Genomic DNA, 22,011 nt, shown 5'->3' with positions numbered 1-22,011 from the left:
GGATCAAACTCTCCATGAATGTTTACCCGTAATCGGGTGCACACACACGCAGAGCGGGACGATCATGTCGGAATAAGACCGACCGTCCACTGCGTCCTCGCTGTGTAATTGCCTGCAAGCACTCCACAAGGAAGCCTCACAGGTCTTTTTCAAAGGAACCTCATCCACCGAAATGGACGGGGTATCAACTTTTGGCGTTGATTTTTGGCACGCTGTTGAGTTCTCAAGGAACGGACGCTTCCTTTGTACTCACCCTCGCGGGCTTTCCTCCGGGCTTTCGTTCTGTGTTCTTGCGTTTCCGACTCTATCAGACTCTTTCGGGCCTGACCCCCAGTCAGTGGGGTTTGTCTTCCGGGCTGTTGGGCCCTTCCGACTCCCGAACTCTAGTGGATTTCCCCGGCGATTCATAATCGGCCTTCGGAAATGAATTCGGGCACGCCGAATTCGTTCCCAGTGGGAGATCGTGCTGAGTTGGGTGCCGCAACGAGGCGGCGGGATGTGTTGCGCCCCAAACCTTTCGGCCCGGGGACAACTCGAAGAACCTTACGGATCCTCGGGGGCTGTGTCAACCCCCGTGGTCAGCTGGGCGACTGGAGGTCCTCCACGCGGTCCAGGAGCCGGGTGAGCATGTCGCCCAGCACCCCGCGTTCCGCGGTGGAGAGGTCTTGGAGGAGGTCCTCCTCGAAGACCGTGGCCGCACGCATCGCGTCCAGCCACTTGCTGCGGCCCTCGTCGGTGAGCTCCACGATCACGCGGACCCGGTTGGACTCATCGCGTTCGCGCGTGACCAGTCCTTCCGCCGTCATGCGGTCGATCCGGTGGGTCATCGCCGCCGGCGTGAGGCCCAGCTGCTTCGCGAGCTCGCTCGGGCCCATCCGGTACGGGGCGCCGGAGAGGACGAGGGCCTTGAGGACCTCCCACTCCGCGTTGCTGATGCCCAGCGCCGCGGTCTGGCGTCCGTACGCCACGTTCATGCGGCGGTTCAGCCGGCTCAGCGCCGAGACCACCTTCTCGACCTGGGGGTCGAGGTCCTGGAACTCGCGCTGGTAGACGGCGATCTGCTCATCGAGGGTCGGCTCGTGGACGGGCGCAGTGCCGTCGGGGGTGTCACCCATGCGTCGAAGTATCGCACGAACCCGTTGGCGTCTAACTCCTTCGATGTGTAGAGTTAAGGCTCAAAGTTTAGGTATGAAGTTCTGAAGTCTTCAGTCTTCGGCTCTCAAAGGCAGGTGAGAAGTGACCAAGGTGATGGGCGCCGCGATGCGGCGGATCCAGGCCGGGAACGCGCTGACCGCGTTCGGCATCGGCTTCACGGTTCCGTTCCTCTACATCTATGTGGCGCAGGTGCGAGGTCTGGGTTCCATGGCCGCCACGAGCGCGTTCGTGGCGTTCGCGCTGGGCGCCCTCGTCGCGCTGCCCCTCACCGGCCGGGTCATCGACCGACGCGGTCCCGTGCCCGTGGTCATCGGCGCCGCTGTCGCCGCCTCCGCGGGCGCGTTCTCGCTGGGGCTCTCCACCGGCCTGGTGCCGATCCTGCTGTCCGCCCTGGCGCTCGGCGCCGGGCAGGCCGTGATGCAGCCGGCCCTCGCCACCATGATCGTGTGGTGCTCCACCCCCTCCACGCGGACCCGTGCCTTCGCCCTCCAGTTCTTCATGCAGAACCTGGGTCTGGGCATCGGCGGGCTCATCGGCGGCCAGATCGTCGACGAGAGCCGGCCCGGCAGCTTCACCCTGCTGTTCGGCATCGAGGCCGTGATGTTCCTGGTGCTGGCGGCGGTCATCGCCTCCGTGCGGATGCCCCAGGTGCAGGGGTTCAAGGACGCCCGGCCGAAGGACTCTGCGCAGGCGGGCAGCGGCTTCAAGCGGCTGCTGCGGCACAAGGCCATGGTGCAGCTGTGCGTGCTCGGCTTCGTGCTGTTCTTCGCCTGCTACGGGCAGTTCGAGTCGGGTCTGGCCGCCTTCGGTACCGAGGCCGCGGGGATCTCCCCCTCCACGCTCGGCTTCGCGCTGGCCGCCAACACCGGCGCGATCGTCATCGCGCAGTTCGTGGTGCTCCGGCTCGTCGAGAAGCGGCGCCGGTCCCGCGTGATCGCGCTGGTCGGGCTGATCTGGACCGTGGCATGGGTCATCGCCGGGTTCTCGGGGCTGGGGCACGGCAGCGCCATGATGGCCGCCGCCGCGTTCATCACCACGTACGCGCTCTTCGGCATCGGCGAGGCCATGCTGTCCCCGACCCTGGCGCCGCTGGTGGCGGACCTGGCTCCGGAGGGCTCCGTGGGCCAGTACAACTCGGCCTTCGCGCTGGTCAAGCAGATGGCGCTGGCGCTGGGGCCGCTCGGTGTGCCGCTCGGAGCGGGGGTTCCGATGCTCTACATCGGGATCTTCATCGCCGTCTCGCTGGGGATCGCCTGGCTGGCGCTGCGGCTCGGCAAGCAGCTGACGCCGGTGCAGGACAACCCGTCGCTGTCCCGGGTCGTGGCGCAGGGCGGGCCCGCCCATCCGGCGGGTCCGGCCGCCCCGGCCGTGGGGGCCAAGGCCGCTGAGCCCGTGCACGCGTAAGCGCCCGTAGGACCCGAAGGACCCGTAGAACACGTACGGCAAGAGAACGAAGGCCCCGGTCCGGTGGATCGGGGCCTTCGGCGTGTCCGGCTATTTGTCCGGCAGGGCGAACTCGCACCAGACGGCCTTGCCGCCGCCCGGGGTGCGGCGGGTGCCCCAGGACGAGGCGATGGTGGCGACGATCGAGATGCCGCGGCCGGTCTCGTCGGCCGGCTCGGCGCGGCGGCGGCGCGGCAGGTGGTCGTCCCCGTCGGTGACCTCGATGATCAGGCGGCGGTCGGTGCGGCGCAGCCGCAGCCGCATGGGCGGGGTGCCGTGCTGGAGGGAGTTCGCGACGAGCTCGCTGGCGGCCAGGACACCGAGGTCGCACAGCTCGACGGGGAAGCGCCAGGAGGTGAGCACGCCCTGGGCGAAGGCGCGGGCGCGCGGGGCGGCCTCGATGCCGCCGAGGAGTTCCAGGGCGGCGTTGTGGAAGAGCTCGGCGTCCGCGCCGGTGCGGGCGGGCTGCTGGAGGACCATCACGGCGACGTCGTCGTCGTGGTCGGCGTCGACTCCGAGGGCGCGCATGAGGCGGTCGCAGATGACGGCCGGGGTGCCCTGGGCGCCGGAGAGGGCGCGCTCCAGGGCGGCGACGCCTTCGTCGATGTCCTCGCCGCGGCGTTCGACCAGGCCGTCGGTGTAGAGGACCGCGGTGGAGCCGGGGCCCAGGGCGATGGTGCCGGAGGTGTGGAGCCAGCCGCCGGTGCCGAGGGGCGGGCCGGTGGGGTCTGCGGCTCTGCGTACGGTGCCGTCCTCGTCGCGGACCAGGATCGGGAGGTGGCCGGCGGAGGCGTACGCGAGCAGGCCCTCGTTGGGGTCGTGGACGGCGTAGACGCAGGTGGCGATCTGGCTGGCGTCGATCTCGGCGGCGAGGCCGTCGAGGAGCTGCAGGACCTCGTGCGGGGGGAGGTCGAGGCGGGCGTACGCGCGGACGGCGGTGCGGAGCTGGCCCATGACGGCGGCGGCGCGGACCCCGCGGCCCATGACGTCGCCGATGACGAGGGCGGTGCGGCCGGCGCCGAGGGTGATGACGTCGTACCAGTCGCCGCCGACGGCCGCCTCGGTGCCGCCGGGCTGGTAGGTGGCGGCGACGCGCAGGTCGTCGGGCTGTTCGAGCTCCTGCGGGAGGAGGGAGCGCTGGAGGGTGACGGCGGCCTCGCGCTGGCGGCGTTCGCTGGCGCGGAGGCGCTCGACGGCTTCGGCGTGGTCGGTGACGTCGGCGAGGTGGATCAGGATCCCGGTGTGGTGGAGGTCGGTGTCGCCCTCGTTGCCGGACTTGGGGAACTCGACCGGGGTGCAGGTGACGGTGTACGAGTTCGTGCCGCCCGGGGTGGTGCGGTTCTTGGCGGTACGGGGCTTGCCGCTGCGCTGGACCTGGTCGAGGAGCGGGAGGAGGCCGAGGTCGCCGAGTTCGGGGAGGGCCTCGTGCGCGGGGGCGCCGGGGGTGCGGGTGCCGAAGCCGGCGACGTAGGCGTCGTTGACGTAGGCGACGCGGTGCTCGGGGCCGTGGACGAGGGCGACCAGGGCGGGGAGCCGGCCGAGGACCTCGCGTACGGAGAGCTCGTCGAGGGAGGGCGGCGCGGCCGTCGCGGGGTGGCCGCCGGTCCGCCGGACGGGGGCGAGGGCCGGGGTGGTGCCGGAGCCGGCGCCGGTCCCGGATGCCGTGGGGTCGGCGGGGGATCCGTCGGCGGCGGGCGTGGACCGCTCGGTTCCGGGGTCGGCGCGGCCGCCGCGGGCTGCCGGGACCGAGCCTTCACCCCGTTTGGCCTGGGCGGCGGCGTGTTCGGACCGGGCGGCGGCGCGGCGCTGCGTTCCGGGAAACCGGGCGCTCCAGCGCGTGAAGTTCACTGCGTTCAAGCCTCGTGGTGTCGCAAGTGGTCGCTGTGTCGCTCGTGGTGAGTCGCTGACTGGACGTTGTCACTCTGTGCAGGTGTGAGCCCACCTATGGTCACACGTCCAGTGTGGCCGACCGCACTGACAACGTCAGCCCTGGCTGTCCTGCGGGGGGTTGGGGGCGGGGTTCGGCGGGGGTTCCTTGGGGCCGCCGCCTGCGGCGAGTTCGAATTCTGCCCTGGGGTGTTCGAGTGAGCCTAGGGAGACGATCTCCCGCTTGAAAAGACCGGAGAGGGTCCATTCCGCGAGGACGCGCATCTTGCGGTTGAAGGTGGGGACGCGGCTGAGGTGGTAGGCGCGGTGCATGAACCAGGCGGGGTAGCCCTTGATCTTGCGGCCGTAGATGTGCGCGACGCCCTTGTGGAGGCCGAGCGAGGCGACGGAACCGGCGTACTTGTGGGCGTACTCCGTGAGGACTTCGTCGCGCAGGGCGGCGACGAGGTTGTCGGCGAGGGCCCTGGCCTGGCGGACGGCGTGCTGGGCGTTGGGGGCGCATTCGCGGCCGGGCCCCGGCGCGGTGATGTCGGGGACGGCGGCGGCGTCGCCGGCGGCCCAGGCGTGTTCCACCCCCTCGACGGTGAGGAAGGAGGTGCAGGCCAGGCGCCCGCGTTCGTTCTTCGGCAGGTCGCAGGCGCTCAGGATCGGGTGGGGTTTGACGCCGGCGGTCCACACGACGGTGCGGGTGGGGAAGCGGGCGCCGTCGCTGAGGACGGCGACGCGGTTCTCGCAGGATTCCAGCCGGGTCTCCAGGCGGAGGTCGATGTTGCGGCGGCGCAGTTCGCGGATCGTGTAGACGCCCATCTCGGGGCCGACTTCGGGAAGGATCCGGTCGCTGGCCTCGACCAGCACCCACTTCATGTCCTCGGGCTTGATGTTGTGGTAGTACCGCGCGGCGTAGCGGGCCATGTCCTCGAGTTCGCCGAGTGCCTCGACGCCCGCGTAGCCGCCGCCGACGAAGACGAAGGTGAGGGCGGCGTCGCGGAGGGCGGGGTCGCGGGTGGAGGAGGCGATGTCCATCTGTTCGATGACGTGGTTGCGCAGGCCGATGGCCTCTTCGACGGTCTTGAACCCGATGCCGTAGTCGGCGAGTCCCGGGATGGGCAGGGTGCGCGAGATGGAGCCGGGGGCGAGGACGAGTTCGTCGTACTCGATCTCGGTGGCGCCGGTGCCCTCTTCCTCGGTGGCGAGGGTGGTGATGGTGGCGGTGCGCTTGGAGTGGTCGATGCGGCGGGCCTCGCCGATGACGATGCGGCATTTGCCGAGGACGCGGCGGAGCGGGACCACGACGTGGCGGGGTGAGATGGAGCCTGCGGCCGCTTCGGGCAGGAAGGGCTGATAGGTCATGTACGGCTCGGGGGTGACCACCGTGACCTCGGCTTCTTCGGATCTCAGCTTTCTCTGGAGCCGAAGGGCCGTGTACATGCCGACGTAACCGCCGCCGACGACCAGGATGCGGGTGCGGGGCGGGGTACCGGGGGCCGCGCCCCGGGAGTTAGCAGCCTTCACCATCCCATGACGCAACGTGGCCGGGAGTTTGTCCACAGGCCCGACAAATTGTGTGACCGGCGGTGGGGGTGGGACGGGGTGGAAGCGGACCTTGGACGGGGGTACGGATCCGCAGGTCAGAGCGTGCGGAATGAGTACTTCCGAGGGCACGGAACGGAAAAGTGGGGGTGAATGCTCCGATCGGGCGGTGCTCCGTCCGGGGCTGCCTCTTCTGAATTGACTCTGGCTCAACTATGTTCGTATCTCGTCGAGGAGTAGGACCGGGCCCACATGACCGTGGCCCCCTCGGCGTGAAGGCGGGGAGTGTCTCCGGGGGGAGACAGATGATTACCGGGGGAAACATATGAACATTTCCGATTTCCATGGCTCTGCGACCGCACTCTCGGTCGAGGCCAACGGCCGCGGTATCGCGGGCGGCACGACGCACGGCGCAGGCCGGTCCACGCCGCTGCGCGTCGATGCCCAGCGCAATCTGGAGCACGTGCTGCGCGCGGCACGCGAGGTCTTCGGCGAGCTCGGCTACGGGGCTCCGATGGAGGATGTGGCACGGCGTGCGCGGGTCGGCGTCGGCACGGTGTACCGGCGGTTCCCCAGCAAGGACGTGCTGGTGCGGCGGATAGCCGAGGAGGAGACCGCGCGGCTGACCGAGCAGGCCAAGGCCGCGCTGGGCCAGGAGGAGGAGCCGTGGCAGGCGCTGTCGCGCTTCCTGCGCACCTCCGTGGCCTCGGGCGCGGGGCGGCTGCTGCCGCCGCAGGTGCTGCGGGTGGGCTCGGCGAGCGAGGACGGTGCCGAGGAGGCCGAGGCGGCGCGGGTTCCGCACCAGCGTCAGGCCGTCACGGCCGTCGGGGCTCCCGAACTGCGGGTCGTGGGCACGCGGCCCCCGAGCGAGGACGAGCCTTCGGAGGACGCGGGCGCGGGTGCGCTGCTCGAGGTCGTCGGCCGGCTGGTCGACCGGGCCCGGGAAGCCGGTGAGCTGCGGACCGACGTCACGGTGGCCGATGTGCTGCTGGTGATAGCGACGGCGGCGCCCGCGCTGCCCGACCCGGCGCATCAGGCGGCGGCCTCGACGCGGCTGCTCGACATCCTGCTCGAGGGGCTGCGGTCCCGGACGGTGTGACCTCCGCCGGGGTGCGGTCAGGGCGCCGGCTCGACCGGGCGTCAATCCGTGTGCCAGTACGGGGTTTCGTCGAATTGTGCCCGGATGAGTGGATGGTACGCAGAAGGGTTCGACGCGTGGCCGCCGTGTGACACGCTTGATCGGTGTACCGGTTGAGTGTGTCGTGCGGGGGCTTCCGCGATGAGCGTTGACGGGCGTCAAGAGCCACTCGGTGGCGCCGGCGGCGAGGTCGGAGCGGGCAGTCTGCCCGCCCGGCAGGTACCCGCACAGCGCGAGCCGGGCGGGCGGCACGCTGCCCCAGCGGGCACCGGCGGTGAGCTGCCGCGGTCCGACGGGGACTTGATCGCCCGGATGCGGGGCGGCGACGACGGTGCGTACGAGGAGCTGTTCCGTCGGCACGCCGATGCCGTACGCCGCTACGCACGGACCTGCTGCCGGGACGGGCACACGGCCGACGATCTGACCGCCGAGGTGTTCGCGCGGACGCTTCAGGCGGTACGGGGCGGGGCCGGGCCGGACCAGTCGGTGCGGGCCTATCTGCTGACCACCGTGCGCAGGGTCGCCGCGGCCTGGGCGAAGACCGCCCGGCGGGAGCACCTCGTCGAGGACTTCGCCGTCTTCGCGGAGCAGGCGGCCACGGGGACGGAAGGGGCCGGGCTGTCCGGTCTGTCCGGAGACGACACCCTCGAACTGGGCGCGGACGTCCGGGCGATGCACGAGGCGGAGCAGTCGCTGGCGATGCAGGCGTTCCGGAGCCTGCCCGAGCGGTGGCAGGCCGTGCTGTGGCACACCACCGTCGAGGAGGCCTCGCCGAGCGCGATCGCGCCGCTGTTCGGGCTGAGCGCCAACGCGACCGCCGTGCTGGCCAGTCGTGCTCGCGAGGGGCTCAAGCAGGCGTATCTGCAGGCGCACGTGAGTTCGGCGCTGAGTGAGGGCGGCGACTGCGCGCGGTACGCGGACCGGCTGGGCGCCTATGCGCGCGGCGGGCTGCGGATGCGGGCGGAGCGGGGGCTGCGCAAGCACCTGGAGGAGTGCGCGAAGTGCCGGCTGGCCGCCGGGGAGCTCAAGGACGTCAACGCGGGCATTCCCGCGCTGCTTCCGGTGGCGGTCATCGGGTGGTTCGCCGCCGGGTACGCGGCCAAGGCGGCCGGGGTGGTGGCCGGTGGGGCCGTTGCCGCGGGCGGAGCCGGGGCCGCTGCGGCTGCCACTGGAGCGGCGACTTCGGGGGCCGGAGCCGCCGGGGGGACTGCGGGGGCCGGAGCCGCCGGGGGTGCTGCGGGGGCCGGAGCCGCCGGTGGTGCTGCGGGAGCCGGAGCCGCCGGGGGGACTGCCGGGGCGGGTGTTGCCGGTGGGACGGGAGGTGCCGCCGGTGGGGCCGGGTCGGGGGCCGGGGCCGGGGGCGCCGTGGTGTCCGAGGGGCTGGGGATGCCGGCCAAGGCGTCCATCGCCGCCGGGATCGCGGTCGCTGCGGCCGCCGGGGTGGTGTTCGCGCTGGCCGGGGACGACACCGAGCCGCAGGCCCAGGCGAAGCCCGCCCCGAGTGTGGCGGCGCCGGTGGTGCCGAGCGCCCCCGCCTCGCCGACTCCGAGCCCGCCGGAGGCGGAGCCGCGGCCCGCGCAGGGCTCCGTACCGCCGCTGCCGGCCAAGCCGTCGCCGCCGGCCGCGCCGAGCCGCGCCGTGCCGAGCCACTCGCCTTCTGCGTCGCCCAGCCGGGAGCAGGCGTCGCCCGGCCCGTCTCCGAGCCGGACTTCGCCGAAGCCCGCGCCGCCGCCCGCGCCGAAGCCTGCCCAGGGGTTCCAGCTGTCGCGGCTCGGCCACTCGTTCTACGGGGACCAGGAGGGCCCGGAGATCGAGACCTGGCGCAGCAGTTGGGTGTGGCAGCGCTGGGGGCTGGAAGTGGGCGACCGGCGGTTCGGGCAGGGCATCACCGTGAACTCCCGTTCCTCCGTGGAGATCGCCCTCAACCGGCCGTGCACGGCCTTTTCGGCGCGCGCCGGGGTGGACGGCCTGTCGATGGTCACCCGGGGATCCCCGCGGACGGAGTCCGGGGGAGGCTCGGTGCGGTTCTCCGTGTACGCCGACGGGCAGCGGCTGTGGCAGTCCGCGGCCCTCGGGTACGGGGATCCGGCGGCGGCCGTGGAGGTCTCGCTGACCGGGCACAAGACGCTGCGCCTGGTGACGGAGAAGGCCGGTCCGGGCCGCCTGCCCGCGCTGGCCAGCTGGGCCGACTCGGTGATCAGCTGCCGCTGACCGGCGGCGAGCAGGAGCGGGACCGCCTCAGGACAGGGCCGGGCGGTGGACGGGGACTCCCTCCGGCACCGCGCGGCGGCGGGCCGCGGACGTGCCCGTCCAGCAGGTGCCGCGGCGGGCCAGGAGGCGGCGCAGCCACAGTTCCATGGAGACGAGTTCCGCCAGCCCGTCGAGCGGGACCGGGCGGCCGTCCGCCGCGTCGATCAGCGCCTGCTGGACGACCCGGGCGTCGATCAGCCCGGCGTCCGCGAGCAGCGGCGCGGCGAACAGGGCGAGCAGCTCGCCCAGGGCGGCGCGCAGCCCGAGCCGGGTCGCCGCCTCGTTCGGGGTGTGGGCGGTGGCCCCCCAGCCGGGCGGCAGTTCGCGCACCCCGGTCGAGGACAGGACGGTGCGCAGGATCGCGGCGCGGGCCCCGGGCTGGACGCGCAGGGATTCGGGGAGGGCGCGGGCGGCCCGGACGACCTGGTTGTCCAGGAACGGGGCGTGCAGGCGCTGGCTGCGGACTTCCACGGCCTGTTCGAAGACCCGGTGGTCGGCGGCGTGCCGGGCGAGGGCCGCGCGGGCCCGGGCCTCCCCCGGCCGCAGGGACAGGGGAGGGCGGCCGGCCGCTGCCGCGAGGCGGATCGATACTTCCGCCAGCGCCTCCCCGGTGAGCCATCCGGCCGCCGGGCCGGGCCGGGACCAGGTCAGGGCGGCGAGGGAAGCGTCCACCGGACCGGAGGATCTCTCGGTGACCCCGCCCTCGCGGAGCCTGGCCGCGGCGGCTTCCATGCCCGCGCGGTACGTCGTACGGGCAAGTCTGCGGGCCGCGGAGTACACGGTCAGCGGCACCAGCAGGGACTCGCCCGAGGCTCCGGAGGCCGATGCCGAGCGGACCAGCGCCGCCACCGGGCGCAGCAGGTGGCGCCTGCGGCGGTCCATCAGGAGGTCGGCCATGCGGGCGGGGTGCGCGTCGAGGACCTGGCGGGCGCCGTGGCCGGTGAAGTGGTCGGCGGAGCCGGCGGCCAGCCTTCGCCGCTCGCGGGCGGCGAAGACCAGCGAGGGGGCGGGTTCGTCGGTCAGCGGGCCGTCGAGTTCGGCGTACGGGAGGGCCTCCTCGGCGGCGGCCACCACGACGTGGTGCAGGCGCGGGTCGGCCGCGATGGCGCGGGCCCGCTCCAGTTCGTCCTCGCGGCCCTGCGGGGTGGCCAGGTCGTTGAAGGTGACCGCCAGCAGCCTGGCCCCGGCGGGGCTGCCAAGGGTGCCGGGGGCGCCGGGCAGGCCGGCCGCGAGCAGGGCCAGGGTCGCGGAGGCGCTGCCGCCGGACAGGTCGGCGCCGACCCCGGGCACCGGGGCGCCCCGGGCCGCACGCCGGTCGGCGGGCCCCATGCCGGGTACGGGGCCGGGATCGTACGGCGGAGCTGCGTCGGGGGCATGGCGGGGGGCCGTGAGCCGGGCGCGCACGGCATCCACCAAAGCTTCCCGTACGCCCTCCACCGCGCGGTCGGGATCGGCCTGGGGTCCGGCCACCGCGAGCGAGGCGACGGGCTCGTAGCCGGTGATCTCGCGGGATCCCTCGCGCAGGATGAGCGCGTGCCCGGGCGGGATGCGGCGGACCCCGGCGTACGGTGTGCCGTCGCCCAGTGCCTCCGGGCTGTCGGGACAGGCCAGCAGGGCGGCGAGATGGCCGATGTCGAGCTGCGCCTCGATGAGGTCGGCGAGCGGGAGGGCGGCGGTGGCGTACGCGGTGCCGCTGGCCCAGGGGGTGTAGAAGACGGGCCGCGCGCCCGCGAGGTCGCCGACGACGGTGATCCGGCGGCCGGCCTGGACGACGGCGGTGTAGCTGCCGGACCACTGGGTGAGGTGGCGCAGGGCCCCGCCGCGGGCGGCGTAGAGGGCCCGTCTCAGCTCGGCGTCGGTGGCACCGCAGCAGCCGAGGACGGCGAGCCGGGTGAAGGGGTCGGCCGGGTCGGCGGTGAGGGTGCGGATCTCGTCGGGGCGCCAGTCGCCGACGGCCCAGAGGGGGTCGGGGTCGCCCCAGAGCAGCTGGGATCCGACGGGGTGGACGGTGCGTTCGGCGTCCGCGCCGGGGTCGTCGGCGTGGGCGGCGTCCGCGATGCCTCCGTGGGGCGGGGCGCTGCCGCCCGGGTAGCCGGTATCGGGGTAACCGGGCTGGCCGGAGCCGTGCCTGGCCCCGTGTCCGGCACCGTTTCCGGCTCCGTTTCCGGAGACGCGGCCGGCCGTGCCGAAGCTCGCGGCGATACTGCTCCAACCCACCAACCAGCGCACCGCCGCCTCCCCAGCCTGTGGGCACATGACCGGGGCACGGGCAGCACGGTCGGCGCTGAGGGCGCGGTCGGCGGGACCCCGGGTGGCTCGGGTCCATGCTGCCACGGGACAGGCGTGCGAGAGTGGTTAAAGGGGGCGCACATGCAAACGAACACGCCCCCGCCACGCGGTATTTGGCGTTCCGTTCCCCCCGCCCCATAGGTCGCTTTCAGCCATTCTTCGGCGGTCCTGAGGGCCATCGGGGGCGCTCGGCTCCCGGTGCGCGGGCGCGGTCCGGGAGGCGGAATCCGCCCCCCGGACCGTTCCGCCACCCGCGGGGATTGAGGTAGCGGCATCCCCCGGCCCGCCAGATCCGCGCAGCGGGCCGACCCACGCACCGCACATCGAATCGCCGGGCCCGCGGACCGGCCAGAGCGCACGGGTGGGCGCACGGCCACACGGGCGGAGCACGCGAGGAGACGTGCGCCCCGGACACGGGGCCGGGGCGGACTGTGCAAACGGACAACAATCCCGCCATACGGAAGTAAAGGCCTTAACGCTTGGGAGGCGGGGAACTACGCTGGGTTTACGAAATGCCGGGCGCCTATGCCCCGGCGGCGTCTGCGTTCCGCGTGTGACGAGGGGTGGCGCATGTCCAGGGAGCTCCGCGAGCCCAATGAGAAGCTCGGCGCCGTCCTCGCCCTCGCGGGCATCAGCAACGCGGGGCTGGCCCGGCGGGTCAACGACCTCGGTGCGCAGCGCGGCCTGACGCTTCGGTACGACAAGACGTCGGTGGCCCGGTGGGTGTCGAAGGGGATGGTGCCGCAGGGTGCCGCACCCCACCTGATCGCGGCCGCCATCGGCGCGAAGCTGGGGCGGCCGGTGCCGCTGCACGAGATCGGGCTGGCGGACGCGGATCCCGCGCCCGAGGTCGGGCTGGCGTTCCCGCGCGATGTGGGTGCGGCGGTACGGTCGGCCACCGATCTCTACCGGCTCGACCTCGCCGGCCGGCGCGGCGGTGGCGGGATCTGGCAGTCCCTTGCCGGTTCGTTCTCCGTGGCGGCGTACGCGACGCCCGCCTCGCGCTGGCTGATATCTCCTGCCGACGGCTCGGTGGCGCGCGAGCCCGCGGGGGTGGGCGGTTCGGTACAGGCTCCTGCGGCCTCCTCGGCTGTGACCCCCTCGGCTCACGACGTGCCGGTGCACGACCCACCGGCGGGACAGACGGGCGGACCGACGGGCGGACGGGTCGGCGGACGGGTCGGCGGACGGGCCGGCGAACGGACCGGTGGACAGGCCGGTGGACAGGCAGCAGCGCCGGCGACCGGTCCGACGACAGGACCCGCGACGGGTGCGGCGGGAAGCCTGCCGGCTCCGCCGTCCACCGTTGTGCCCGCCCAGCCCGGCCTCGAAACGCCCCGTGACCACGGCCAGCGCGTGGGCCACAGCGATGTGGCCAAGCTGCGCGAGGCCGCCGAGGACGCCCGCCGCTGGGACTCCAAGTACGGGGGCGGGGACTGGCGTTCGTCGATGGTGCCCGAGTGCCTCCGGGTGGACGCGGCGCCCCTGCTCCTCGGCTCCTACTCCGACGAGGTGGGCCGGGCCCTGTTCGGCGCGACCGCCGAACTGACCCGGCTCGCCGGGTGGATGGCCTTCGACACCGGCCAGCAGGAGGCGGCCCAGCGCTACTACATCCAGGCGCTGCGCCTCGCCCGGGCGGCCGCGGACGTACCGCTCGGCGGCTACGTCCTGGCGTCGATGTCCCTGCAGGCGACCTACCGGGACTTCCCGGACGAGGGCGTGGACCTCGCGCAGGCTGCCGTCGAGCGCAACCGCGGCCTGGCCACCGCCCGCACCATGAGCTTCTTCCGGCTCGTCGAGGCCCGCGCCCACGCGAAGGCGGGCGATTCCGCGGCGGCGGGAGCCGCACTGCGGGCCGCCGAAGGCTGGCTGGAACGCGCCCGCGCCGGCGACCCGGACCCGACCTGGCTGGGCTTCTACTCCTACGACCGCTTCGCGGCGGACGCGGCGGAGTGCTACCGGGACCTCAAACTCCCGCGGCAGGTGCGGCGTTTCACCGAACAGGCCCTGTCCCGGCCCACCGAGGAGTATGTACGGTCGCATGGGCTGCGCCTGGTCGTGAGCGCGGTCGCCGAGCTGGAGTCGGGCAACCTCGACGCGGCCTGCGCGGCGGGCACACGGGCGGTGGAGGTGGCGGGCCGGATCTCCTCCGCGCGGACGACCGAATACGTGCGGGACCTGCTGCACCGCCTGGAACCGTACGGGGACGAGCCGCGCGTGGCGGAGCTGCGCGAGCGGGCCCGGCCGCTGCTGGTGGCACAGGCGTAGGGACCGCGTGCCCGCGTTGTCGGTGGCGGGGTGCAGTATGCAGGGGTGGGAGGTGTCAGCGTGGGCGGCGGCGTGGACTGCGATGTGCTGGTGATCGGTGGCGGGATCGTCGGCCTGTCGACGGCGCATGCCCTGTCACGGCTGGCTCCGGGGACCAGGGTGGTCGTCCTGGAGAAGGAGGTCGGCCCGGCCCGGCACCAGACGGGCCGCAACAGCGGGGTGATCCACAGCGGGATCTACTACCGCCCCGGGTCGCTCAAGGCGCGCTTCGCGGTGAGCGGCGCGGCCGAGATGGTCAAGTTCTGCGCGGAGCACGACATTCCGCACGAAGTGACGGGCAAGCTGATCGTCGCCACGGAGCGCGAGGAGCTGCCACGGCTGCACGCGCTGGTGCAGCGCGGCCGGGAGAACGGCATTCCGGTGCGCGAGCTCGGCCCGGCGCAGATCGCGGAGTACGAGCCGGAGGTCCAGGGCCTGGCCGCGATCCACGTGGGCAGCACCGGGATCGCGGACTTCGGGCGGGTGGCCGCCCGGCTGGCCGAGTCCTCGGGGGCGGAGATCGTCTACGGCGGCGCGGTGGACCTGATCTCCCGCCGCCCGTCGGCGGTGGCGGTCCGCACCACCGCCGGGCTGGTGGTCCGTGCCCGGGTGCTGGTGAACTGCGCGGGCCTCCAGTGCGACCGGATCGCCCGCCTGGCCGGAGACGACCCCGGCATGCGGATCATCCCCTTCCGGGGCGAGTACTACGACCTGGCCCGCCCGGAGCTGGTCCGCGGGCTGGTCTACCCGGTCCCCGACCCCGCCTTCCCCTTCCTGGGCGTCCACCTGACCCGCGGCATCGCCGGCGGCGTCCACGTCGGCCCGAACGCCGTGCCCGCGCTGGCCCGCGAGGGGTACGCCTGGTCGACCGTCCGCCCGCGCGACATCGGCTCCGAGCTGGCCTGGCCGGGAGCCTGGCGGATGGCCGCGCGGCACTGGCGGTACGGGGTGGGCGAGATCCACCGCTCGCTGTCGAAGCCGGCCTTCACCCAGGCGGTCCGGCGCCTCCTGCCGGCCGTGACGGCGGCGGACCTCCACCCCGCCCCGGCCGGGGTCCGGGCCCAGGCCGTCCTGCGGGACGGCACGCTGGTGGACGACTTCCTGATCCGGGACGCCCCGCGCACGGTGCACGTCCTGAACGCCCCCTCGCCGGCGGCCACCGCTTCGCTCCCGATCGGCCGCGAGATCGCTGCGCGAGCCCTTCGGACCCTCCGCTCGTCCTGACGGGCCGGGGCGGAGCCCGGGGCCGCTCGCGCAGCGGCCCGCCGGCCCGCCCGTCGTAGAATCAGCGCATTGTGTCTGAGTCCCTGAACCCCCAGCCGCCCAGCCTCCCGGACGCCGAGCCGGAGGCGAACGCGTACGTGCCGCCCAAGTGGCGCACCGAGCCCCGCTTCCCCGACGGGCCCTCTCCGGATCCGGCCGGCTCGCACCACGAGCGGCGCATCCGGAGCTTCCAGCCCCGCCGCAGCCGGGTCACCACCGGACAGGGCGAAGCCCTGAAGCGCCTGTGGGGCACCTGGGGCCTGGACATCGACGGCCATGAGGTCATCGACCTGAAGGCCCTCTTCGACGGCCTGCCCGTGGTCCTGGAGATCGGCTTCGGCATGGGCGAGGCCACCGCCCAGATGGCCGCTGCCGACCCCGGCACCGGCATCCTCGCCGCCGACGTGCACACGCCCGGGCAGGGCAACCTGCTCGCCCTCGCCGAGCGCAACGGGCTCAGCAACGTCCGCGTGGCCAACGGCGACGCCATCATCCTGCTCCGCGAGATGCTGCCGCCCGACTCCCTGGCCGGGATCCGCGTGTACTTCCCGGACCCCTGGCCCAAGGCCCGCCACCACAAGCGCCGGCTGATCCAGCCCGAGTTCCTCACCCTGGCCGCGACCCGGCTGGCCCCCGGGGCCGTGCTGCACTGCGCGACCGACTGGGAGCCGTACGCCGAGCAGATGCTCGAAGTCCTCACCGCGCACCCCGACTTCGAGAACACGCAGAGCGACGGCGGCTATGCGCCGCGCCCCGCATTCCGCCCGCTCACCCGTTTCGAGGGCCAGGGCCTCGACAAGGGCCACGTCGTACACGACTTGCTCTTCCGCCGCAGGGAGAACTGACAACGTCACTGCGCGTGTCAGACCGGCTCTGTAGGGTCATGGTGTGTTCCGAGCGCTCCCCCCTGTGCTCGCACGCCCGTCGGGCACGGTCCGCACGTGCGTGCTCCTCGTTCTGCTCGCCGCCACCGGGATCGCGATCCTCGAACTCGTGCGGGAGCAGACCGGTACCCCCGGGTTCTTCGTCGGTCTCGGTCTGGCCCTGCTGCCGGTGCCGCTGCTCATGGCGGCCTTCCGGTGGCTGGGCCGGGCCGCCCCCGCGCCCTGGCCGCAGCTGCTGTTCTGCTTCGGCTGGGGTGCCTGCACCGCGGCGCTGATCGCGATACTGGCCAACAGCTTCGCTACCGAGTGGATAGCCGCGGCCACCGCGGACCCCTCCGACGCCGACCAGCTCGGTTCGGTGGCGATCGCGCCGGTGGTGGAGGAGAGCGCCAAGGCGGCGGCCCTGCTCCTCGTCTTCGTCTTCCGGAGACGGCATTTCACCGGTCCCGCCGACGGTTTCGTGGTGGCCGGCTTCACCGCCACCGGCTTCGCCTTCACCGAGAACATCCTCTACCTCGGCAACGCCTTCGGCGAGGACCTGGCCAAGGGCACCGGCATGCTCAACTCGATCACGGCTGCGACCTTCTTCGTCCGCATAGTGGTGTCGCCGTTCGCGCACCCGCTGTTCACCGTGTTCACCGGGCTCGGTTTCGGCGCGGCCGCGCTCAGCGCCCGCCGGAGGAGCCGGATCGGCCTGCCCCTGCTCGGCTTGGCGCTCGCCATGGGTCTGCACGCACTGTGGAACAGCTCCTCGCGGGTCGGGGAGTACGGGTTCTACCTGGTCTACGGCTGCGTCATGGTCCCGGTGTTCGGGCTGCTGCTGTCGCTGGCGGTGCGGATAAGGCGCCGTCGCCTGCGGGCCGTCGCCGGGGAGCTCGCGGTGTACGCGGCCGCGGGCTGGCTCGGTCCGGCCGAGGTCCCCGCCCTGGCTTCGATGCCCGCCCGGTCGCTGGCGCGCAGCCTGGCACGGCGCAGCGGGGGCCGGGCCGCCGGGCGGGCGGTCGCCCTGTACGAGGCGGATGCGGCGGCCCTGGCGCTGCTGCGGAACCGGGCGCGCCGCGGCGGCCCCGGGCGCGAGCCGGATTTCGCCGGACGGGAGCGGGAGCTGCTGGACCGGCTCTGGCTGCGCCGGGCGACGGCGGGGCCCGCGCTGTCCCGGGCGGCCGTCATGGAAGAGCTGCTTCCGCCGTGGTTCGATCCCCTGCCCAGGCCCGGTGCAGCGCCCGGGGCCGTGCCGGCCGGCGTACCGGTGCCACGGCGGGCGGGCGATGCCGGGAACAGGACGGGCGGTGCCGACGCGAGGAGCGCCGGCGGCCTGCTCAGACGTTCAGGCCCTTGGAGGTCAGCCACGCCAGCGGGTCCACCGTCGAGCCGCCCTTGCGTACTTCCAGGTGGAGATGGGGTCCGGTGACGTTGCCGGTGGCGCCGACACGGCCGATGGTCTCGCCCGGGGAGACCGTGCCGGAGGTCACCGACATCGACGAGAGGTGGCAGTACCAGACCTCCGTCCCGTCCTCGAGCTCGAGCACGATCCGGTAGCCGTACGCCCCGGACCAGCCGGCCGAGGTGATCTTCCCGGCGGCCACGGCCTTGGCCGGGGTGCCGGTGGGAGCGGCGAAGTCGAGGCCGGTGTGGTAGCCGGAGGACCACATGGAGCCGGCGACCCCGTAGTGCGAGGTGAGGGTGTAGGCGGAGGTGGGCAGGGAGTAGCTGCCGGCCAGTTTGGCGAGGCGCTCCTGCTCGGCCTTGGCCGCGGCGGCCGCAGCTGCCTCCTCGGCGGCCTTGGCCTCTTCCGCGGCCTTCGCCTCGGCCGCCGCCTTCGCTTCCTCGGCCGCCTTGCGCGCGGCCTCCAGCTTGTCCTTGGCCTCCTGGGTGGCGGTCTCCCGGGCGACCCGCTCGGCCTCGGCCTGGGCCTGAGCCGCCGCGGCGGCCTGCTGTGAGTCGGCCTGCTGGAGGATGCGGTTGCGCAGCACTTCGCCGGGGTCGGCGCGGCGGTCGGACTGCTGCGGGATGATCCCGGCCTTCGCGGCCGCCCCCGCCGCCTGCTCGGAGCCGGCCTCCGCCTGCCGGACGGTGTCCCCGGTGATCCCGACGCCGGAGCCGTCCGGCACCAGGTCGGGCAAGGACGGCATGGATATCGCGACTTGGGGCCGGTCCTGGGCGGTGGCGATGCCGCCCGCGCCGACGGCCGCGATCACGCCGACGCCGAGCACGGTGGAGCTGCGGGCGAGTCCGCCGCGCTGCTTGGCCACGCGGTGCTTGCCGCGGACCGAACGGACCGAATCCTCGGTGGGATTCCACTCGCCCCAGGCGCCCGCGGTCGGCGGCTCCTGGTTCTCGATGCCTTCAGGGGCAGGCAAGTTGGAGGCCACCGGGGCACACTCCTCATTGACGCGATCGCGCACGGCGCCGTCTCTTGCGACGGCTGGGACGACCGCGCTGCGTTATCGAAAGGTAATAGACGGAGGGGAGTGATTCCAAGCTGTTGCGATTGATCGTTCCCACAATCGGCCACTCCCCGATCAGCTTTGGCCAGACCTTTTCATCTGAGATCCGGATTAAATCGGGCAAAATTCAGCCAACTACACCACCACTCCAGCCACATCTGGATCATGACGATCCGTCAGGCACCTTGCAGAGAGCGGCACGCCCCTCACCCACCGTCACAGCCTGTCGTCGCGTCGCACCACCGGTACGGTCCGCCGCCGCTCCGGCTGCCCCTCTCCCGGGCGGCCCACCGCGAGCAGCGCCATGTCGTCCGTCGCCCCGCCCCCGGTATGCCGTCGCACATCGCTGCTGAGCGCGCCGAGCAGTTCCTCCGGCCCGGGGAACACCCGGCCGCGCAGCCGGTCCGCCGGATCGTAGAAGGCCCCCGCCCGGTCCCTGGCCTCGGTGACCCCGTCCGTGTACAGCAGCAGCGTGGCGCCCGCCGGGAAGGCCCACTCCTCGACCCGGTCCGGCCGGCCGTCCAGCTCGCCCAGGCCGAGCGGCAGGGCCGGCTCCTCCGGGCCGAGCGCCACCAGCCCCCCGTCGGCGTGCAGCAGCAGCGGCTCGGGGTGGCCCCGGTTCAGCAGCCGCAGCACCTGTGCCTCCGGCGGGATCTCGCCGAGCACGCACGTCGTGAACCCCTCCACCGCGTCCAGGCTGTCGCGCCGGGTGCCCTCCCTGGCCAGGGCCCGCTCCAGCCGCTGCGCCAGGTCCTCCAGCGTCGGCTCGGTCTCCGCGGCCTCCCGGAAGGCCCCCAGGACCACCGCCACGGCTTCCACCGCGCCCAGCCCCTTGCCCCGTACGTCGCCCACCGCCAGCCGGACTCCGTACGGGGTCTGCTGGACCGCGTACAGGTCCCCGCCGATGAAGGCGTCCGCCTGCGCGGCCTCGTACCGGGCGGAGACGTGCAGGCCCCCGATCCGCTCGGCGGGCGTGGGCAGCACCGCCCGCTGCGCGGCCTCGGCGATGCCGCGCGCCGAGGCGAGCCGCTCGCCGCTGCGCCGCACCACCTGGTTGATCAGGAGCGCCAGCCCCGAGACGGTCAGGACGGTGACCAGCTCGGTCAGCGCCTCCACCTTCCACGTGGTGCCGTGGTACACGTGCAGCAGGACCACCGCGAGCGAGGCCAGCGCGCCGGTCGCGGCCGTGGCCCGGAAGCTGAACAGCGGGGCGGCGATCAGCGGTGCCGCCGAGAAGAAGGGGGATCCGGTGAAGCTGGGCGGGGTCAGCATGTCGAAGGCCAGCCCGAGGGCGAGCAGCACGCCCGGCAGCATCCGGACCACCTGCCGGGCCGTACCGTTGCCGCCGTCTGCGCCGTCTGCGCCTTCGGCGCCGTCCACGCGCTCGCCGTTGTCCTGCCGGCCCAGCCCCAACACGCTGCTCTCCTGCCGCCCGGTCGCTCGCACGGGTGCGGTCTGGCCCGCCTCGCCCCTCAAGGCTGGCGGCACGGGGGCCCGTACGGCGACCCGGCGGAGGCCGACCGGGTGACGGAGCCTCAGACGGCGGGACCGGAACCGGTAACCAGAAGCAGTAACCAGAGCCAGAGCAGGAACCGGAACCGCAGCACGACGAAGGCCCGGCTCCCCAAGGGGAACCGGGCCTTCGTACTGAGTAGCGGGGACAGGATTTGAACCTGCGACCTCTGGGTTATGAGCCCAGCGAGCTACCGAGCTGCTCCACCCCGCGTCGGTAAACCCAACTCTACGCCATCCGGGGGGAGGCCTTCGCCAATTAACCGCCACCCCACCCCCTCCACCCCCATAACCCCAGGTCAGGGCGGGTTCAACCGACTCGAACCCGGCGCGCGGAAGCGAAGATCATCTCTGTTGCACGCTGGTGACACTGCGGGGATGGTTCCGGGATCGGTTCCGGGCGAGGATTCACCTGTCGCCAAGGCCGCGGGGAACACGAACCGGCCGGCCGACACAGACCACACCAACCGGCTCGGCGCTCTGCCGTGCCCTCGTGATTCCTGGGGGGAGTCCACCATGTCCGTTCGCACCGCAGCCGCCATCGCAGTCGTCGCCGGCGTTGTCACCACTCTGCTGCCGCTCTCGGCCACCGCCGCGTCCGCCGCGCCCACCACCGACGGCCACGCCGTGCTGCGTACGGAGATGGGCACTCCCATCCCCAACGGCCCGCTGACCCGCGGCGGGGTCACCGAGACCTTCGACCTCACGGTGAAGAACCCCACCGGCAAGGCCGTCACCTACAAGCCGTGGATGCTCCTGGACCCGACCGGCCCGAGCCGCCTCCAGCAGGACGACGTCGTCTTCAAGGTCGAGTCGGTGGACGCCCCGGCGACCAAGTCCTCCATCGGCCAGCAGGACGGCGAGTGGCAGGGGACGTTCTTCCCGGCGGCCGGCACCCCGGGCGAGCCGAGCGAGGGCTTCGACATCCCCGCGAACGGCAAGATGACCTGGAAGGTCACCCTCGGCCTCGGCGCGAACTACCCGACGAACAACGGGGACTTCAACCTCCGGGCCGCCAGCTACAACAACTCGGTGGCCGCCGACGGCACGGACTCCCGCCTCTTCAAGGTCGGCCCGCAGATCAAGACGGGCGAGCTGAAGACCTCGTTCGCGCAGGGCAGCCCCGACATGGGCGGCCCGGAGAAGCGCGCGTACTGGAACGTGAACTACCAGGCCACCGGCGACGGTACGTTCGCCACCGGTCTCGCGAGCACCCTGATCCTGTCGCACCCGGGCGACGAGAAGGCCGACTTCCGCGTCCAGGCCATGATCGACGGCCGCTGGCAGGACCTGAAGGAAGAGGACGTCGACCGCTACAAGCTGCCCGAGATCCCCAAGGGCTTCGGCGCGGCCTCCGGCGTCCGCACCCTGCCGCTGCGGGTCAACCTGGGCGAGAACACCAAGATCAAGCAGAAGGCCACCGTCACGATGGAGGTCGAGGTCTCCCACGCCACGGGCAACACCTACCCGCTCAAGACCGTCGGTGTGAAGTTCCCCCTCGTCCCGTTCGCGCAGCCGGTGCCCTCCGGCACCCCGAGCACCACGCCGTCGGCCACGCCCACCAAGGCCCCGGCCACCTCCCCGTCGGTGCAGCCGGCCGCGGCCACGTCCTCCTCGGCCGCCGCCGCGGGCAACACCCACACGACCACCACGGGTTCGGGTGCGCTGGCCTCCACCGGCTCCTCCTCGGGCACGGGCCTGTACGCCGGCCTGGCCGCGGCCCTGGTCGCCCTCGGCGCGGCCGCCGCCTGGCTCGGCGCCCGCCGCCGCCGGGGCATCTCCGCCTGACCCGCACCCCGTACGGCGAAGCGCCCCACCCGATCTGCCCGGGTGGGGCGCTTCGCCGTACGGGCCATCGGAGTTGTCCCGCACGATCGTCCGGTCGCGAGACCCGCCCCGTCGTGGC

General features: G+C 73.1%; 14 protein-coding genes and 1 tRNA gene. 8 read left to right on the top strand and 7 right to left on the bottom strand.

The genetic code is table 11. From position 1 onward, the window contains the following. Positions 1 to 578: 578 nt before the first annotated feature. Positions 579 to 1,115 carry a MarR family winged helix-turn-helix transcriptional regulator gene (locus ACIPUC_RS20940; RefSeq protein WP_446591147.1) on the bottom strand — a complete coding sequence of 179 codons (537 nt, stop codon included), beginning with the start codon at positions 1,113 to 1,115 and terminating at the stop codon, positions 579 to 581. A gap of 133 nt (positions 1,116 to 1,248) precedes the next feature. On the opposite strand from ACIPUC_RS20940, the gene ACIPUC_RS20935 reads away from it, so the two are divergent. After that, entirely contained in the window at positions 1,249 to 2,559 is a 1,311-nt protein-coding gene (locus ACIPUC_RS20935) for an MFS transporter (RefSeq protein ID WP_446591192.1), read from the top strand. A 90-nt stretch (positions 2,560 to 2,649) separates the two neighbouring features. Here ACIPUC_RS20935 and ACIPUC_RS20930 read toward each other — a convergent pair whose 3' ends face one another. After that, a complete protein-coding gene (locus ACIPUC_RS20930) occupies positions 2,650 to 4,446 on the bottom strand; it encodes an ATP-binding SpoIIE family protein phosphatase (protein ID WP_446591191.1) in 1,797 nt (598 codons plus the stop codon). Between the two features lie 135 nt (positions 4,447 to 4,581). Beyond that, positions 4,582 to 6,000 carry an NAD(P)/FAD-dependent oxidoreductase gene (locus tag ACIPUC_RS20925; protein WP_446591146.1) on the bottom strand — a complete coding sequence of 473 codons (1,419 nt, stop codon included), beginning with the start codon at positions 5,998 to 6,000 and terminating at the stop codon, positions 4,582 to 4,584. Between the two features lie 340 nt (positions 6,001 to 6,340). Here ACIPUC_RS20925 and ACIPUC_RS20920 point away from each other — a divergent pair, with 340 nt between their 5' ends. Then, the gene (locus tag ACIPUC_RS20920) at positions 6,341 to 7,114 is read left to right on the top strand and encodes a TetR/AcrR family transcriptional regulator (RefSeq protein WP_446591144.1); all 774 of its coding nucleotides are present in this window, start codon (positions 6,341 to 6,343) and stop codon (positions 7,112 to 7,114) included. Between the two features lie 180 nt (positions 7,115 to 7,294). Beyond that, positions 7,295 to 9,364 carry a sigma-70 family RNA polymerase sigma factor gene (locus tag ACIPUC_RS20915; protein WP_446591142.1) on the top strand — a complete coding sequence of 690 codons (2,070 nt, stop codon included), beginning with the start codon at positions 7,295 to 7,297 and terminating at the stop codon, positions 9,362 to 9,364. Between the two features lie 27 nt (positions 9,365 to 9,391). On the opposite strand, the gene ACIPUC_RS20910 is transcribed toward ACIPUC_RS20915, so the two are convergent. Next, on the bottom strand, positions 9,392 to 11,632 hold the full coding sequence (locus ACIPUC_RS20910; protein ID WP_446591141.1) for an asparagine synthase-related protein: 2,241 nt from the start codon (positions 11,630 to 11,632) through the stop codon (positions 9,392 to 9,394). A gap of 630 nt (positions 11,633 to 12,262) precedes the next feature. Between ACIPUC_RS20910 and ACIPUC_RS20905 the strand changes: the two genes are divergently transcribed. The 4 genes from ACIPUC_RS20905 (at position 12,263) to ACIPUC_RS20890 (ending at position 17,557) form a co-directional block, all read left to right on the top strand. Continuing rightward, positions 12,263 to 13,960 carry a sporulation protein gene (locus ACIPUC_RS20905; protein WP_446591140.1) on the top strand — a complete coding sequence of 566 codons (1,698 nt, stop codon included), beginning with the start codon at positions 12,263 to 12,265 and terminating at the stop codon, positions 13,958 to 13,960. Positions 13,961 to 13,990: 30 nt separating this feature from the next. Beyond that, positions 13,991 to 15,223: an L-2-hydroxyglutarate oxidase gene (gene lhgO / locus ACIPUC_RS20900; RefSeq protein WP_446591138.1), complete on the top strand. Its 1,233-nt coding sequence runs from the start codon at positions 13,991 to 13,993 to the stop codon at positions 15,221 to 15,223. Positions 15,224 to 15,294: 71 nt separating this feature from the next. Continuing rightward, complete coding sequence (gene trmB / locus ACIPUC_RS20895) at positions 15,295 to 16,107, top strand: tRNA (guanosine(46)-N7)-methyltransferase TrmB (protein ID WP_446591137.1); 813 nt, start codon at positions 15,295 to 15,297, stop codon at positions 16,105 to 16,107. A gap of 43 nt (positions 16,108 to 16,150) precedes the next feature. Then, a complete protein-coding gene (locus ACIPUC_RS20890; RefSeq protein WP_446591136.1) occupies positions 16,151 to 17,557 on the top strand; it encodes a PrsW family intramembrane metalloprotease in 1,407 nt (468 codons plus the stop codon). On the opposite strand, the gene ACIPUC_RS20885 is transcribed toward ACIPUC_RS20890, so the two are convergent. The 3 genes from ACIPUC_RS20885 to ACIPUC_RS20875 all read right to left on the bottom strand — a co-directional run bounded on the left by ACIPUC_RS20885 (position 17,466) and on the right by ACIPUC_RS20875 (position 20,319). Then, a complete protein-coding gene (locus ACIPUC_RS20885; RefSeq protein WP_446591134.1) occupies positions 17,466 to 18,518 on the bottom strand; it encodes a M23 family metallopeptidase in 1,053 nt (350 codons plus the stop codon). The genes ACIPUC_RS20890 and ACIPUC_RS20885 overlap by 92 nt on opposite strands. A 291-nt stretch (positions 18,519 to 18,809) precedes the next feature. Further along, positions 18,810 to 20,009, bottom strand: a complete 1,200-nt coding sequence (locus ACIPUC_RS20880; RefSeq protein ID WP_446591132.1) for a PP2C family protein-serine/threonine phosphatase — start codon at positions 20,007 to 20,009, stop codon at positions 18,810 to 18,812. A 236-nt stretch (positions 20,010 to 20,245) separates the two neighbouring features. Continuing rightward, positions 20,246 to 20,319 (bottom strand) — tRNA-Met (locus ACIPUC_RS20875). 302 nt (positions 20,320 to 20,621) lie between these two features. On the opposite strand from ACIPUC_RS20875, the gene ACIPUC_RS20870 reads away from it, so the two are divergent. Continuing rightward, positions 20,622 to 21,893 carry a hypothetical protein gene (locus tag ACIPUC_RS20870; RefSeq protein WP_446591130.1) on the top strand — a complete coding sequence of 424 codons (1,272 nt, stop codon included), beginning with the start codon at positions 20,622 to 20,624 and terminating at the stop codon, positions 21,891 to 21,893. Positions 21,894 to 22,011: the final 118 nt, after the last annotated feature.

It is taken from the genome of Streptomyces sp. LARHCF249 (assembly GCF_052871255.1).
This window is presented reverse-complemented; position numbering and strand designations above follow the sequence as displayed.